We start from the raw sequence: 14,054 nt of genomic DNA on the forward strand, positions 1-14,054 counted from the left end.
CGTCGTCAGCAGCGGTCCTTGGAGGGGCGGGGATGGGGCACGCCGAGCCGCGAGCGCAGCGTGCGCACCCCCGCCTGCAGCACCGGAGGAAGGGACAGCAGCATGGCCAGGGCGTCGCCGAGGCCGGTCGCCGCCGTCTTGACGACCACCCACCCCACCGGCGGCGCGAGCAGCGTCCACGCGCGGACGTCGCTCGCGATGGCCCAGCGGACGACGCGGGCGCCGCGTTCCAGCAGCCGCCGGACCGGGACGGGCGTCGTCCGCCGGAGCGCGAGCGCCATCCGCGGCATGCCCGCGAGAAGCTGCGCGGTGAAACGGGCACGGGCCCGCCCGCCGGGCAGCGCGTGCAGCTCGCCGCGCCACTCCACCAGCCAGCGGGCACGGGCCGAAGCGGGAAGCAGGGCCGCGCCCAGCGAGATCGCCCCGAAGGACATGCGCATCCCGCTCTGGTCGTCCGCGGAAGGTCGCGCCCCCGGGACGGCCTCGCCGTGGCCGGTCTGGGCGGTCTGGGCGGCGATCGTGGCGGTCGCCAGCTCCTCGATCTCTCTTTCGATGTCCGCCATGCCCAGCCGCCGGGCGACGGGCACGAACACCTCCAGGGACTGCCGCGACTTCAGGCGCTGCTTGGCGGGGCTGAGGAACCGCAGCGTCCGCAGGTTGTGCAGCCGGTCGGCGAGCTTGAGCATGAGCACGCGCGTGTCGGTGGAGGTCGGCCAGCCGTCAGGCGGTCCCGCGGGGTCCTCCAGGCGCCGCAGGACCGCGAGCAGGCCGGTGACGCCGGCGCCGAACTCCCCGGCAAGCTCGGCCTCGGAGCAGCCGGTGTCCTCCAGCACGTCGTGCAGCAACGCCGCGCACACCACCTCGTGATCCATGCCCGCCTCGGCGAGGATGACGGCGACCGCCACAGGATGGGTGATGTAGGGGTCGCCGCTGCGGCGTCTCTGATCACGATGCCAGTACGCGGCCACCGCGTACGCGCGCTCGACCAGCTCGGCGTGTTCGCCGGTGGGAGCCTCGCGGAACGCGCGCAGCACCGCGCCGGCGCCGCGGGCGCCTTCGGCGGGCGCGCGCCGGGTCACGACGCCCATCCCGTCGTCCCGGGGCCGGCGAGCCAGGCCGGGACGGGCTGCCGACGGGAGCGGTAGGCCCGTGCGATGGCGTCGCGGCCGAGGGCCGCGCCGTCCGCCGTGATCGTGTAGTAGCGGCGCCGCGGACGGCCCTCGCTGACATGCGCGGCGGGATCCTCCCACCGGCTCTCCACCCAGCCGATCTGCTCCAGCCGGGCCAGTATGGGGTAGACCGTGCCGCTCGGCAGGCCGGTCGCCTCGCACACCTCCAGCCCGTAGCGCTGTGTGCCGGGCTCGTCGAGAAGCGCCCGGAGCACCCCCTGCACCTGCGTCGTCATCCGGGGACCACCTGGCATACTGGAACTCTACATAGGTAGAGATAGCCCGCCAGATCTCCCGGCGGCGACAGTGTGCTCACCTGGGCGACGCCCCTCCGGGCGTCCGGGTCTCCCGTCGCGGCGGCGTCTCGCCGTTCGTCGAGCGAGGCCGAAGGAGGCGCAGGTGTCCGGAGCTGTGATCATCGGAGTCGGCCCCGGCATCGGGCAGGCGGTCGCGCGCCGGTTCGCGCGCGAGGGGCTGCCCATCGCCGTCATCGCGCGAGGGGAGGCGACGGTGCGGGAGGCGGTCGACTCTCTGGCGTTCAGCGGGGTGCCGGTCGAGGGCCTGGTGGCCGACGCCACCGACGAGGACGCATTGCGGGACGCCCTCGACGCGGCGGCCGACCGGCTCGGCCCGCCCGACGTCGTGGTCTACAACGCGGCTCTGGTCAGGGCCGACCGGCTGGGAGAGCTGACGGCGAAGACCCTCCTGGACACCTGGGCGGTCAACGTGGCCGGAGCGTTCACCGCCGCCATGCACGTCCTGCCCGCGATGGCCGAGCGCGGCGCCGGCACGTTCGTCATCACCGGGGGGATGCCCGAGCCGGAGCGGCGGTACGCCAGCCTCTCGCTCGGCAAGACCGGTGTGCGCACGCTGATCGCGCTGCTGGACCAGGAGTACGGGTCCTCCGGCGTGCACGTGGCCGGCGTCACCGTGGGCGGGGTCGTCGGGCCGGGCACCGCCTTCGACCCCGACGAGATCGCCGAGCACTACTGGCGGCTGCACACCCAGCCACGCGACCGGTGGGAGCGGGAGGTGCTGTACAGCGGTCGCGAACCGGCCGCGAGCGAGGACTGAGGCCCCACGGTGGTGTGGCGCGGCGGCCGGGGGCCGCCGCGCCACGCGGTGCGTCGTTCGGGTTCCTACGCCGGTCAGCCTGCGCTGCAGGAGACCGAGGGCCAGTTGTAGTTGCCGTTGTGCTGGATGGTGACGCCGAAGTTGTTGCCGCTGCCGTTGGGCTTGGCGGTCAGCACCTGGGCGCTGGGGTAGCTCGCGCTGATGTTCCAGGTGGAGAGGATCTTGGCGGGCGAGGGCACGTTCATCGTGACGGTCCAGTTGCTGGAGCCGGAGACCGCGACGTTGAGGTTGTAGCGGTCGCTCCACGACTGGCCGGCCGACAGGGTCGCGGTGCAACCGCTGCCGCCGCCACCGCCGCCACCGCCACCGCCACCGCCACCGCCACCACCGCCGCCGGAGCCGCCCAGGGTGATGTTGGAGTTGCCGCTGCTCTGGTAGCCCTCGGTGGCCAGGATCATGTAGTCGTGGGAGCCGAGGTTCATGCCGTAGCGGGCCCAGGCGTCGAAGTGGTTGCCGGTGGTGATGGTGCCGCCGGTCTTCTTGGACTGGCGGACGCTCCAGTACTGGTTGAAGGTGCTGCTGTTGCCCTCGATGGAGGGGGCGTTGTACCGGGTGGTCATGTAGATGTCATAGGTGCCGCCGTCGCTGGTGACGGTGCCCTTGTAGGTCCCGGTGGGCCGGTAGGTGCCCCAGTTGTCCAGGATGTAGTACTCCACCAGCGGGTTCCTGGTCCAGCCGTACAGCGCCAGGTAGGCGTTGCCGGAGGGGTTGAAGCTGCCGGAGTAGTTCACCGACATGCGGCCGCCGTTCCTCCAGCCCTTGCCGGCGACGAAGTTGCCGACGTTGCTCCAGGAGGTGCTGTAGTTCCCGCCGCCGCCCAGGGTCATGGACGACGATCCACCGCCGTCACTCCAGAAGGAGTAGAAGTAACCGCCGTCGGTGCCGGTCTGGTTGCTGGTGATGGCCGCGTGGGCGGTGCCGGGGAGCATCGTGATGATCGCGACCAGGGCTATGACCCAGGCGCGGCCGATGAGCGCCCAAGGACGGCCAGGTCTGCGGATCTTCGGAAGGATGGGGACGTCGTTCATGTGCGCGCTTCCTCCTCGTGAAAGCTGGCGGTGCCAGGCGGCGTGGCACGATCCGGCGGGGCGCTTGCCGGTGACCGGGTGAGGGCCACGGCACGCCGGCGTCGTGCGACGCGGCGGAGGTGTCCGGCCGTCTTCCGGTGGACGGCCGGAGGACCAGGTCGCGGCTGGTGACCTGGATCGACAGCTTCATGCCTGCCGATGGCCGCCAGTGTTCGCCCGGTTTCCTGAAAGTGTCAATCAGATGCCGAAAGATTGCGACTGCCTCACCTTTACGGATGACGCGTTCAAACTGCTCACGGGCGGCGCACGGCGGGTTTCCGTGGATGAGGCGTGATGAAAGTTTCGGCTATCCGCCGAAATATACGGAAGCGCAGGCGGCCGAACCGGTGACGTCGGCCGCGCTCCTCGGCGCCGACCAGGTTCGGCGGGCTGAAATTTCCATCCGCGACCTGTGACTTCGCGGACCCGCCTGGCCGCGGTGTCGACATGCTGCGACACGCGGTCCTACCGTCGGCGTAGCGCGTCGATCGGTATTGGCGGGGCCGGCAGGCCACCGCCCCCACCTCCTGGCCGCCAGGGAGTCACCATGCAACGGCGAGTCATCTCCATCGTTCTCGCGGCGCTCACCGCACTGGCCGGGCTCGGGGTGACCGCGCCCGCGTTCTCGGCGACGGCTCGCGTGCGGGTCACGGCGCTCGCCGACACCACCCCGCCGACGGTTCCGGCCGGGCTGAGCACCACGGTCAGATGCAATCCGCTGTCGGTGACGCTGACCTGGACCGCCTCCACCGACAACGTGGGGGTCACCGGCTACGACGTGTACGGCGCGCCCTACAGCGGTGGCACGTTCGTCCCGGTCGGGACGACCACGGCGACCTCGTTCACCCAGCCCATCAACGGGCTGTACCAGTACGAGGTGCGGGCACGCGACGCGGCCGGCAACACCTCCGCCTTCACCGAGCCGGTGCGGGTCGTGCCGCCCCCCTGCCCGACGATGCCGCCGGACCCGCAGCCGCCCACGACGCCGGGTACGCCGACCGCGACCGTCACCTGCGGCTCGGTGACGCTGACCTGGACCGCCTCGACGGACAACGTGGGCGTCATCGGATACGAGATCTGGCGTGCGCCCGGCGCCACCGGCGGCACGTTCGCCCTGGTCGGCACCACGACGACCACGTCGTTCACCCAGTCCGGTGTGGGGGTCTACCGTTTCCAGGTGCGGGCGCGTGACGCGACGGGCAACTACTCCGCCTTCACCTCACCGGTCACCGTCTACGTCCCGGCCTGCCCGACCAGGGGCTGTACGGCCGTGTACAGCCCGGCCGGTGACTGGCCCGGCGCGTTCCAGGGGAAAGTGGTCGTGACCAACACCGGCACCACCGCGACCACCGGCTGGACGGTCACCCTCACCTTCTCCGGCGGCCAGCAGATCACGCGGACCTGGAATGCCGCCATGAGCAACACCGCCAACCCGTACACGATCACGAATTTGAGCTTCAACGGAGCGCTGCCCCCCAACGGCTCCACCACGTTCGGCTTCCAGGCGACCACCACCAGCGGCGCCGACAACACCCCCACGACCAGCTGCATCCGAACACCGTCCGGCACGATCGGGTGATGGAGGGAACCGTCGAGGGACACCTACATGGAGGAGCTGATCTCCCTCACGGTGCCTCGCCCAGATCGTGGCCGTCGTTGAGCCAGCGCAGGTGGCCGCCGTGGATGGCGGAGAACGCGACGGGGCGCCCGTCGAGCGCGACGGTGTAGGTGAGGGTGTCCGCCGGGGGCCGCCGCCCGAGGCGAGCGGCGACGTCCGGCAGGATCTCGGCATCTTCCTGGGAGATCCAGTGCCCGTCGAGCCGCCGCACCCGGTCCACGAACGTTGCCCGGCCGGCTTCGGGCACGTAGTAGAGCACCGCGGTGTGGAAGACGACGAGCGTGGCCGACGGGGGCGCCTGGGCCGCCACCTCGCCGAGGCGCGCGTTGAGATCTCCCCGCACCACGCGGGGAGGGTCCTGCCGGGCCAGCTCGATCGCGGCGTCCAGGCGCCGCAACCGTTCGTGGTGTTCGGGCCAGACCAGCGTCCGCAGCCATCGGACGTCGTCGGGGTCGGTGACGTCGAGCGGGTTCAGGTCGATGCCGGCCCGCCACGCGACGGTGACCGCTCCCGGTCCGGGCAGGGGCGGCTCGCCCTCGACCTGGCACCGCACCCGCAACGGGCTGTCCACCGCGCCGGCCAGGGTGCCGTCGTAGTCGTACCCGTAGCGGTCGGGGAGCAGGCACAGCCCGGCCGACGCCCCGGCCTCCAGCAGCGCCAGCGGCTGCGGCAGTGAGGCGAGCAGGGGGTACAGCGCGGCGCACCGCGCCGGCTCGTTGGTCTGCGTGCGCCGGGACAGCATCGTGGCCACGACCGCGTCCCGGTGGTCAAGGACGGCCTCGCGGAACGCCCGGTAGCCGTCCGGAGTCCCGCTGACATGCCGGGCGGCGGCGAACAGCAGGTTCGGCTGCCGCTTGGCCGCCGGAAGGCCGGACAGCAGGCCGAGCAGGTCACGGTCGTCCGCCACCCCGAGGGCGAGTTCCTCGTAGAGCGGCGAGCTGCCCCGCGCCTCCATGGACGCGAACCGCCGGTACAGCTCCGCGGTCGCCGGTGCCATGACCGAACCCTAACCCGGTGGGAAAGTGGGGGGCATGGGCGGTGGAGTGCGGATCGGAGTCTTCCTGCCGGCCGCGGGGTTTCCCGGGATGGACCCCGGTGAGGTCCTCGGCGCGGCGGTGCGGGCGGCGGTGGCCGCCGAGCGGGCCGGGTTCGACGACGTGTGGATCGCCGAGCACCACTTCATGACGTACGGGATGTGCCCTTCGGCCGTGACGCTCGCCGGGTACGTGCTCGGCCGCACAGATCGCGTGACGGTCGGCACGGCGGTGAGCGTGCTGTCCACCTGCCACCCGGTGGCGCTGGCCGAGCAGGCCGCGATCCTCGACCGCGTGTCGGCGGGCCGGTTCCGGCTCGGCGTCGGGCGCGGCGGCCCGTGGGTCGACCTGGAGGTCTTCGGCACCGGGCTCGACCGGTACGAGCACGGCTTCGAGGAGAGCCTGGACCTGCTGCTCGCCGCCCTCGGCCGCGAGCGGGTCTCCGGCGAGGGCGAGCGGTTCCGCTTCCGCGAGGTGACCATGGTGCCCCGGCCGGCCCGGCCGGTGCTCCCGGTGGTCGCGGCGACCTCGGCGGGCACCGTCCGGCTGGCGGCGGCGCGCGGGCTGCCCATGCTGCTCGGCATGCACATCGGCGACGCCGACAAGGCCGCGATGGTACGGGCGTACGCCGCCGCGGCGTCCCCTGGCCGCCACGCGTCCGGCACGGCGGATCCGCTTGACGCGGATGGCCCGCCGGCGGTGGCAGGCCATCCCGCGCAGACGGACGCCCCGGCGGTGGGGCATATGGCGGCGGGGGTCGCCTATGTCGCGGACACGACGCGGGAGGCGGTCGGGGCGCTGCGGGAGTCGCTGCCGCGCTGGCTCGGGCCTGGCCTGGCGGGGTATCGGCCGGTGGACGGCAGGGCGTACGTCCCGAAGGATCCGGTCGAGTACGCGCGCCTGCTCTGCCGCCTCCACCCGGTCGGCTCGCCCGAGCACTGCGCCGACACGATGCTCGCCACGATCGAGCGCACCGGCGTCCGCCACCTGGTGCTCCTGGTCGAGGGAGCGGGCGACCCGGCGCTCACCTGCCGGAACATCGCCCGCCTCGGCGCCGAGGTCCTTCCCCGGGTACGCGCCCACGCCTGACCCCGGGAGGATTCAGAGTGCGATCGGGTGATGCCCGACCACGCTCTTGAACGACCGCCAGGCCGCTGGAGAGCAGACCAGGGCGGGTCCGTCGGGTCGCTTGCTGTCGCGCACGGCGACGGCCTCGGACAGGTTGAGGGCGACTTCCACGCAATTTCCGCCGGTGTTCCCGCTACGAGAACTCTTCTGCCATGTCGCCCTGGAGAGATCCACGACAGTCGAATCTAGTCGTTCCACTGGGTTCTCGCTTTCTTGAGCTTCTCTAGAGAATCAGTCGGACGAAATGCCTGCGCTCTCAGCCTGTCATACTGCGCCCAGATGTCACTGACAAGATCGTGCTCGGCGGACACCTCACCCCTCCCAGCCGACTCTATGGATACCGCCGTCGGCGCGTCCGATAGTTCGGCAATGGTGAAACTCGACAGTAGGCCGTCGGTGCAGGGGTTGTCGTAGGGGACGATCTGCACAGTGATGTGGCGGTGTTCGCTGATATCGAGGAGATGGTCGAGTTGGTCGCGCATCACCTTGGCGTTTCCAAGGGGGCGCTTGAGCACCCCACTCGTCGATGAGCACCCAGAGCTCCGGCGGCCTGACCCGTTCGAGGATCTTCTTGCGTCCCATGCGTGCCAGGACTCGTTGCTCGATCTCCTCCGGCGGGACGGCGCGGCCTCCGTTGAAGACCGCTCTCGCGTACTCCTCGGTCTGCAGGAGGCCGGGGACGAGGAGCGGGTCCCAGCTGCGTAGCGCTCGCGCTCGGGGCTCGATCTCCTCCAGCCACCTGACAAACCATATCGGGCCAGACGGAGAGCTGACATTCCGGCTGAGCCGGGAGAAAAGGTCGCCGGTTCTCAGCAACTCGTCGCATCGTGCCGCCAGGTCCGCGCTCGGATTCCGGTCGCCTATCTCGATATGGCCGACGAGTGATGACGATACGCCGAGATGTGCGGCCAGGCGCGCCTGAGAGAGACGCGCCTCTCTGCGAACTCGCGCAAGCTCACGGCCGAAGCGCTGAGCTGGAGAAAGGCGTGGATCGAGATCGCTTCCCATGATCGCCTCCGGGGGTTCTCCTGCCGTTCGGGTGACTTTCGATGACGCCATTGATGACGTGGGGCCACGCCGTCCGGGGTTTTCCGTCAGTCGATTGTCGGCGGAACTTCTCCGCGCCGCCAGGTTATATCTCGGCACTCTGAAAGCTGAAGACTTTGTCCGGGTGATGCCGCGATATCGAAGCGACAATTCACTCCGTCAATGGAGTAATCCGGACAGTCGATTTCATGGTCCGTGTATTACTGGGAGAACGGTGATGCGCTGATGAGCGCTGAGGTGGTACGTGCGGCGACCCTCGTGGGGCGGACGAGCCTGCCCGCGGCGACGGAGTCGGTCCCGCGCGCCCGGAGGTACGTCGGCGAACTGCTGCGAAAGTCCGGCATGAAGGACCCGGGCGAGGCCGAGCTACTGGTCAGCGAGCTGGTGACGAACGCGGTCGCACATGCGGACTCGGTGTCCGGCGGCGTGAGTGTGGCCGTCTTCCGTCGCGGGAGCGACTTCCATATCGAGGTGTCAGATGGGGGATCCACGACATCCACCCCTCAGGTGCCCGTCGAGCTGTACGAGGACAGCGAGGGAGGACGTGGGCTCTGGCTCGTCCGGGAACTGGCCTCGTCCTGGGGCTGGCACGAGACCGAGTCAGGGCGGGTGGTCTGGTTCCGGGTGGCCGGATGACGAGCGCAGCCGATACGCGAGGTGGTGCGAGCGGCCCGATGGACGACGAGCCGACCCGCACGCACGAGGCCCTTCTCCTCACCCTCGGGCATGCGCTGGCCGCGAGCGGAGTCGCCGCACGGCTGGCCGGTCCGCCGCGCCTGTCCGGCCACATCGGCTTCGTGAACTTCATCGTCCCCAAACAGATCATCGACGACATCCGGCTGGCCAGCCGGCCCGCGACGCCAGGGGAGCGTGAGCACCGCTCATGGCTGGTGCGGTCCTGGTGGGCCGGCTATCTGCTCTCCATGTACGGCATCCGGTTCGCTCAGCGGGCGATGGAGTTGGGGACGGACGGAGACCCGGTCGTGGTCGTCACGTGGCTGGAGGTCATCGCCACGCCGATCGGCATCGCCGCGGCGGTCCTCGCGGCCATGGTCGTCTGGCGGATCAGCGCCTTCCAGGAACTGCGTCGCGGCGTGGGTGCCGGGGGCTGAACCTTTCAATGGATCTGTGCCGCGTCGCGACGGTGATTAATCGGTTCAATTTCCGTGGGGTGTGCGCGTTTGTCCTGGCCGGGATGGGCTGCGGCGCCTGCGGTGCCCGCATGGCGCCTGACCGGTGATGACCAGCGGCCACGCGGAGCGTCCGCCGTAGCGGTGGAGGGTCGCGATCGCCGACTTAATCGATTAACTTCGGGACGCTTCAGTCGGCGGTCCATCGCGTGCCGTACCGGTGGCCGTTCATTTGCGGAAAGGACGCCTGATGAGACGAAGTCTCGCCACTTTCGCGGCGGCCGCGCTGGTCGCCGCGGGTGGGATCGCAGCGGTGATGGCGCCGGCCGCCGGCGCCGCCGCAGGGTGCACGGTGGCCTACAAGATCACCAATCAGTGGGGCGGCGGATTCCAGGGCGACGTGGCCATCACCAACCTCGGTGACCCGCTGACCGGCTGGAAGCTGGAGTTCGACTTCCCCGACTCCGGCCAGAAGATCGCCTCGGGGTGGAACGCCACCTGGACGCAGTCCGGCGCGCACGTCACGGCCGTCGGCATGTCGTACAACGGCTCCATCGCCACGAACGCCACCGTCTCCGGCATCGGGTTCACCGGCACCTTCGGCGGCGCCAACCCCGTCCCCACCGCCTTCTCGGTCAACGGTGTGGCCTGCACCGGAGTGCCGACCGCGTCCCCGACGCCCACCCGGACGCCCACGCCGACGCCCACTCCCACAAGGACGCCGACCCCGACCCCCACGCCGACCCCGACGCCCACGCCCACGCCCACGCCGAGCGTGCCGCCGGGTTCGGCGCCCAAGCTGCACGTCTCAGGCAACAAGCTCGTCAACCAGGCAGGGCAGGCGGTCCGGCTTCTCGGCGCCAACCGCTCGGGCGGGGAGTTCGCCTGCATCCAGGGCAACGGCATCTGGAACGGGCCGATGGACGACGCGTCCATCAACGCCATGGCCGCCTGGAAGATCAGGACCGTCCGCGTTCCGCTCAACGAGGAGTGCTGGCTCGGCACCGGCAATGTCCAGCCGCAGTACGCCGGCACGACCTACCAGAACGAGGTGAAGGGGTACGTCTCCAGGCTGCTGGCGCACGGCATCACCCCGATCGTGGAGATGCACTGGAGTTACGGCGCCTACACCGGAAACTCCTCCGCCTGCACCGACGTGCACGCTTCGTGCCAGAAGCCCATGCCGGACGCGCAGTACGCGCCGAGCTTCTGGACCTCGGTCGCCAACACCTTCAAGAACGACACCGCGATCGTGTTCGACCTGTTCAACGAGCCCTACCCTGAGCGGGCCACCGGCAGCGCGGCCTCCGGCTGGGCGTGCTGGAAGAACGGCGGCACCTGCGCGGGCATCGGCTACCAGGTGGCGGGCATGCAGACCCTGGTCAACGCCGTGCGCGCGACCGGGGCGCAGAACGTGATCCTGCTCGGCGGGCTCGCCTACTCCAACGACCTGACCCAGTGGCTGTCGTACAAGCCGTCCGACCCGGCCGGCAACCTCGTCGCCGCCTGGCACTCCTACAACTTCAACGTCTGCGCCAACCAGAGCTGCTGGGACAGCCAGCTCGCCCCGGTGGCCGCCCAGGTGCCGCTCGTGGCGGGGGAGATCGGCGAGAACGACTGCGCCCACGGGTACATCGACCAGCTGATGAGCTGGCTGGACCAGAAGGGCTTGTCCTACCTGGCGTGGACGTGGAACAACTGGGACTGCTCCAGCGGGCCGTCCTTGATCACCGACTGGAACGGCACGGCCACGAACTACGGGGCCGGCTTCAAGGCCCACCTCGCCACCCAGTGACCGCCTCCGGCGGGGGGTCTTGTCGCCGAGCGAAACAGAATGGAATTCTGTCGGCATGAACCGCGCGACGACCAACGGCGTCGAGATCGCCTACGAGGCCTTCGGGCCCCCCGCCGGCCGGCCGCTACTGCTGATCATGGGTCTCGGCTCGCAATTGATCAACTGGGACGTGGAGCTCTGCGAGCTGTTCGCCGACAGGGGGCACCGCGTCGTCCGCTTCGACAACCGGGACGCCGGCCTGTCCACCCACTTCCACGAGGCGGGCGTGCCCCATTTCAATCCGGGGCCGGACGGCGTGCTCGCGCCGCCGCCGTACCTGCTGGAGGACATGGCCGACGACACCGCCGGCCTGCTGGACGCGCTGGGCTGGGACGCCGCCCACGTGCTCGGCGCGTCGATGGGCGGGATGATCGCGCAGAGCTTCGCCATCCGCCATCCGTCCAGGACGCTCAGCCTCACCTCCATCATGTCCACGCCGTCTCCGCACATCGGCTCGCCCACCCCTGAGGCCATGGCGGTGCTGGTCACCAGGTCGGCCCCCGAGCGCGACGCCGTCGTCCGCCGGGCGATCGAGTCGCGCCGGGTCATCGGCTCGCCCGGCTACCCGGCGGACGACGAGCGCGTCGCCCGGCTGGCCGGCGAGAGCTTCGACCGCGCCTACGACCCGGCCGGGTTCGCCCGCCAGCTCGCCGCCATCCGCGGGTCGGGCGACCGCACCGCCGGGCTCAGGGAACTGTCGGTCCCCGCCCTGGTCATCCACGGTGAGGCCGATACGTTGGTGCAACTCCCCGGCGGCCAGGCCACGGCGGACGCCATCCCCGGGGCCAAGCTGCTGACCTTCCCGGGGATGGGACACGACCTGCCGCGTGAACTGTGGCCGGACATCGTCGCCGCCGTCACCGACCTCACCGAGCGCGCCCACCGCCCCTGAACGAGGACGCGCCCGCCGCCCTGAACACGCGTGCCCTGCATGCGCGCGCCCTGAACGCGCGTGCCATGATCTGGGGCGCGGTCGTCGCTGTGGACGCGCCTCCTGTGTCGCGGGGCGCGTCCACCGTCAGATGTCGAGCTTCTCGTCGATCGCGCGGAGCGAGTGCCGCGCCATCGCGAGATTGGCGCGACCCCGGTCCAGCGCCAGGTACAGGAACAGGCCCTTGCCGCCCCGGCCCGACAGCGGGCGGATGATGTGGTACTGGTTGCTCAGCGTGATCAGGATGTCCTCGATGCCCTCCTTGAGGCCAAGGGCGTCCATCGTGCGCAGTTTGGCCTTGATGACCTCGGTGTTCCCGGCGGCCGCGACCTGAAGGTCGAGATCCTTGGAGCCGCCCAGCGTGCCGAGCGCCATGCCGCTGTTGTAGTCGACCACCGCGGCGCCGACCGCGCCGTCGACGGCCATCATCTCCTTGAGGGAGACATCAATGCCGGCCATGTTCGTCGTTGTTCCTCTCGTGGGTGCGAGCGCGCCGGCCGCCGCTATCCGGCCGCCGGCGCGCGTTCGACGATGGCGGCGAGCCGCGCCGCCGTCCTGCGTCCCTCCATCCGCAGCAGCCCGAGGTTGGCTCCCCTGGCCGCCAGGACGGTGAGAACGAGCTTGGGGCCCGCGGCGTAGCAGGCCGCGTGGCCGCCGGCGCCGGAGATCAGCGTCTCCTCCAGGGCGCCGGCGTGGATCAGGCCGGTCATGCGGTGGCTCAGCGCGTGCAGCGCGGAGGTCAACGCCGCCGCCTGTTCGGCCTCGGCCCGGATCTGCGCCGTCACGAGCATCCCGTCCACCGTGCACACCAGGGCGCCGGTCACCTCGTCCATGCGCTCGCGCAGGAGGAGCATCTCTTCGTGCACGTCGCGGCGTAGATCCATCGGTAGCCTCTTTCCGGCCCGCTTGAGCGACTGCAGCCTCATCACGCCGTCGCGTCCTGGTCGTCGGCACCGTTCACGGCAGCTTCTCCAGGGCGTCGCGCAGCCTGAGCAGCATGCCGACGTCGCCTGGATCGCCGCTGACCCGCGGCGGCCCCGGCGCCTCCGGGGCTCCGGGCGGGGGAGTGGCCGCGGACGGGACGGCGTCCAGACGGATTCCCGCGTGCCCGGCCCGCTTCGGCAGCACGAACGCCGAGCCGGCCGGAGCGGCCGATCCCGGAGACGGGCCTGCTGGAGCGGCTGATCCCCGGGACGGGGCGGGCGCGGATCGGGCGGGGGTGGACGGGCCGGGTGGGGACTGCGTGACCAGGCGGCCGGAGATGGCGCGCAGGCGGTGGCGCGCGAGCGCGAGGTTCGCGCGCTCCAGGTCCAGCCGCAGGTAGAGCAGGATCGGGCCGGTGAGCGCCGTCTCCAGAGGCCTCAGCAGGTGGTGGCCGGTGTCGGCGGTGATGATCACGTCCTCCACCCGCACGGTGCCATCGGGCGAGGTGAGGGCCAGCCCGTCCAGCGTCGCGCGCAGGGTGCGGCGCAGCGCGGCGGCCGACACCTGTGGATCGAGGTCGGCGACCGTCCGTCCCGCCGCGACGGCCTTGCTGTCGGTGCCGCCGGTGTCCTCGATGACGAGGGCGTCCAGCGCACCCGGAATGGCCAGGATGTCGGTGAGACAGTCCTCGATGTCGAGCATGGTCGACTCCTCGCCGGTCGATCCAAATCGCATGTGGCGGCCAACTCTAGGGAAATGACCAGGGGATTCCATTCGGCGTAAATAGCTGTGAAAGATATGAGATAGAAGGATGTCTCACCAAGTAGAAGGATCGATCCCCCAAGTGGCAGGCGCTGGTTCGAATACCACTCGGTGTGACGGGAAAATGTCTGGCTGGCGCTATTTGTCCCACAATGAAGGGGAGAGGTGGGGGTTTATTACCCTGATCGTCTCCCCCGCTCGGAGCGTCCTGCGCCGCTACCGCGAGCGACTCGGCGCTGCTGCGAGGGTCCCGGGGCTGCTGCCACGGGACCAGGG

At 70.6% G+C, this 14,054-nt stretch carries 17 protein-coding genes and 1 pseudogene; 8 read left to right on the forward strand and 10 right to left on the reverse strand.

Features of this window, described 5'->3' with window-relative positions; genetic code table 11:
* Positions 1-5: 5 nt before the first annotated feature.
* Positions 6-1,088 (reverse strand): HD domain-containing protein, encoded by a 1,083-nt coding sequence (locus ACFQSB_RS24035; protein ID WP_380829244.1) that lies wholly within the window; start codon positions 1,086-1,088, stop codon positions 6-8.
* Entirely contained in the window at positions 1,076-1,405 is a 330-nt protein-coding gene (locus tag ACFQSB_RS24040) for a PadR family transcriptional regulator (RefSeq protein ID WP_380829246.1), read from the reverse strand. Before ACFQSB_RS24040 ends, ACFQSB_RS24035 begins: the two co-directional genes overlap by 13 nt.
* A gap of 163 nt (positions 1,406-1,568) precedes the next feature.
* Here ACFQSB_RS24040 and ACFQSB_RS24045 point away from each other — a divergent pair, with 163 nt between their 5' ends.
* Entirely contained in the window at positions 1,569-2,243 is a 675-nt protein-coding gene (locus tag ACFQSB_RS24045) for an SDR family NAD(P)-dependent oxidoreductase (protein WP_380829247.1), read from the forward strand.
* A 74-nt stretch (positions 2,244-2,317) separates the two neighbouring features.
* On the opposite strand, the gene ACFQSB_RS24050 is transcribed toward ACFQSB_RS24045, so the two are convergent.
* Entirely contained in the window at positions 2,318-3,331 is a 1,014-nt protein-coding gene (locus ACFQSB_RS24050) for a glycoside hydrolase family 11 protein (protein WP_380829249.1), read from the reverse strand.
* A gap of 167 nt (positions 3,332-3,498) precedes the next feature.
* Here ACFQSB_RS24050 and ACFQSB_RS24055 point away from each other — a divergent pair, with 167 nt between their 5' ends.
* Positions 3,499-3,786, forward strand: coding sequence for a hypothetical protein (locus tag ACFQSB_RS24055; RefSeq protein ID WP_380829251.1), 288 nt, complete (start codon positions 3,499-3,501; stop codon positions 3,784-3,786).
* A gap of 131 nt (positions 3,787-3,917) precedes the next feature.
* Positions 3,918-4,949, forward strand: a complete 1,032-nt coding sequence (locus ACFQSB_RS24060) for a cellulose binding domain-containing protein (RefSeq protein ID WP_380829252.1) — start codon at positions 3,918-3,920, stop codon at positions 4,947-4,949.
* A gap of 46 nt (positions 4,950-4,995) precedes the next feature.
* Here the strand turns inward: ACFQSB_RS24060 and ACFQSB_RS24065 are convergent, their stop codons facing one another.
* Positions 4,996-5,985 carry a DUF2332 domain-containing protein gene (locus ACFQSB_RS24065; protein ID WP_380829254.1) on the reverse strand — a complete coding sequence of 330 codons (990 nt, stop codon included), beginning with the start codon at positions 5,983-5,985 and terminating at the stop codon, positions 4,996-4,998.
* Positions 5,986-6,019: 34 nt separating this feature from the next.
* Here ACFQSB_RS24065 and ACFQSB_RS24070 point away from each other — a divergent pair, with 34 nt between their 5' ends.
* The gene (locus ACFQSB_RS24070; protein WP_459117353.1) at positions 6,020-7,111 is read left to right on the forward strand and encodes an LLM class flavin-dependent oxidoreductase; all 1,092 of its coding nucleotides are present in this window, start codon (positions 6,020-6,022) and stop codon (positions 7,109-7,111) included.
* A gap of 12 nt (positions 7,112-7,123) precedes the next feature.
* On the opposite strand, the gene ACFQSB_RS24075 is transcribed toward ACFQSB_RS24070, so the two are convergent.
* From ACFQSB_RS24075 to ACFQSB_RS24085, 3 genes and pseudogenes are all read right to left on the reverse strand, one after another.
* Complete coding sequence (locus ACFQSB_RS24075) at positions 7,124-7,348, reverse strand: DUF397 domain-containing protein (RefSeq protein ID WP_380829256.1); 225 nt, start codon at positions 7,346-7,348, stop codon at positions 7,124-7,126.
* Positions 7,336-7,665, reverse strand: coding sequence for a DUF5753 domain-containing protein (locus ACFQSB_RS24080; RefSeq protein ID WP_380829257.1), 330 nt, complete (start codon positions 7,663-7,665; stop codon positions 7,336-7,338). The genes ACFQSB_RS24075 and ACFQSB_RS24080 overlap by 13 nt, the downstream gene beginning before the upstream one ends.
* A gap of 16 nt (positions 7,666-7,681) precedes the next feature.
* A pseudogene (locus ACFQSB_RS24085) lies at positions 7,682-8,209 on the reverse strand (Scr1 family TA system antitoxin-like transcriptional regulator); the annotation flags it as partial.
* A gap of 213 nt (positions 8,210-8,422) precedes the next feature.
* Here ACFQSB_RS24085 and ACFQSB_RS24090 point away from each other — a divergent pair.
* The 4 genes from ACFQSB_RS24090 to ACFQSB_RS24105 all read left to right on the forward strand — a co-directional run bounded on the left by ACFQSB_RS24090 (position 8,423) and on the right by ACFQSB_RS24105 (position 12,053).
* Positions 8,423-8,833, forward strand: coding sequence for an ATP-binding protein (locus tag ACFQSB_RS24090; protein ID WP_380829258.1), 411 nt, complete (start codon positions 8,423-8,425; stop codon positions 8,831-8,833).
* Positions 8,834-8,871: 38 nt separating this feature from the next.
* The gene (locus ACFQSB_RS24095) at positions 8,872-9,309 is read left to right on the forward strand and encodes a DUF4328 domain-containing protein (RefSeq protein ID WP_380829259.1); all 438 of its coding nucleotides are present in this window, start codon (positions 8,872-8,874) and stop codon (positions 9,307-9,309) included.
* Between the two features lie 268 nt (positions 9,310-9,577).
* Positions 9,578-11,122 (forward strand): cellulase family glycosylhydrolase, encoded by a 1,545-nt coding sequence (locus tag ACFQSB_RS24100; protein ID WP_380829260.1) that lies wholly within the window; start codon positions 9,578-9,580, stop codon positions 11,120-11,122.
* Between the two features lie 55 nt (positions 11,123-11,177).
* A complete protein-coding gene (locus tag ACFQSB_RS24105; protein WP_380829261.1) occupies positions 11,178-12,053 on the forward strand; it encodes an alpha/beta fold hydrolase in 876 nt (291 codons plus the stop codon).
* Between the two features lie 126 nt (positions 12,054-12,179).
* On the opposite strand, the gene ACFQSB_RS24110 is transcribed toward ACFQSB_RS24105, so the two are convergent.
* The 3 genes from ACFQSB_RS24110 to ACFQSB_RS24120 all read right to left on the reverse strand — a co-directional run bounded on the left by ACFQSB_RS24110 (position 12,180) and on the right by ACFQSB_RS24120 (position 13,718).
* Positions 12,180-12,551 (reverse strand): hypothetical protein, encoded by a 372-nt coding sequence (locus ACFQSB_RS24110; RefSeq protein ID WP_354840773.1) that lies wholly within the window; start codon positions 12,549-12,551, stop codon positions 12,180-12,182.
* Positions 12,552-12,595: 44 nt separating this feature from the next.
* Complete coding sequence (locus ACFQSB_RS24115) at positions 12,596-12,976, reverse strand: roadblock/LC7 domain-containing protein (protein WP_354840775.1); 381 nt, start codon at positions 12,974-12,976, stop codon at positions 12,596-12,598.
* A 73-nt stretch (positions 12,977-13,049) separates the two neighbouring features.
* Positions 13,050-13,718, reverse strand: a complete 669-nt coding sequence (locus tag ACFQSB_RS24120; RefSeq protein WP_380829262.1) for a hypothetical protein — start codon at positions 13,716-13,718, stop codon at positions 13,050-13,052.
* Positions 13,719-14,054 lie beyond the last annotated feature (336 nt).

The sequence above is a fragment of the Sphaerisporangium rhizosphaerae genome, assembly GCF_042665155.1.
In the GTDB taxonomy this organism is placed as follows: domain Bacteria; phylum Actinomycetota; class Actinomycetes; order Streptosporangiales; family Streptosporangiaceae; genus Sphaerisporangium; species Sphaerisporangium rhizosphaerae.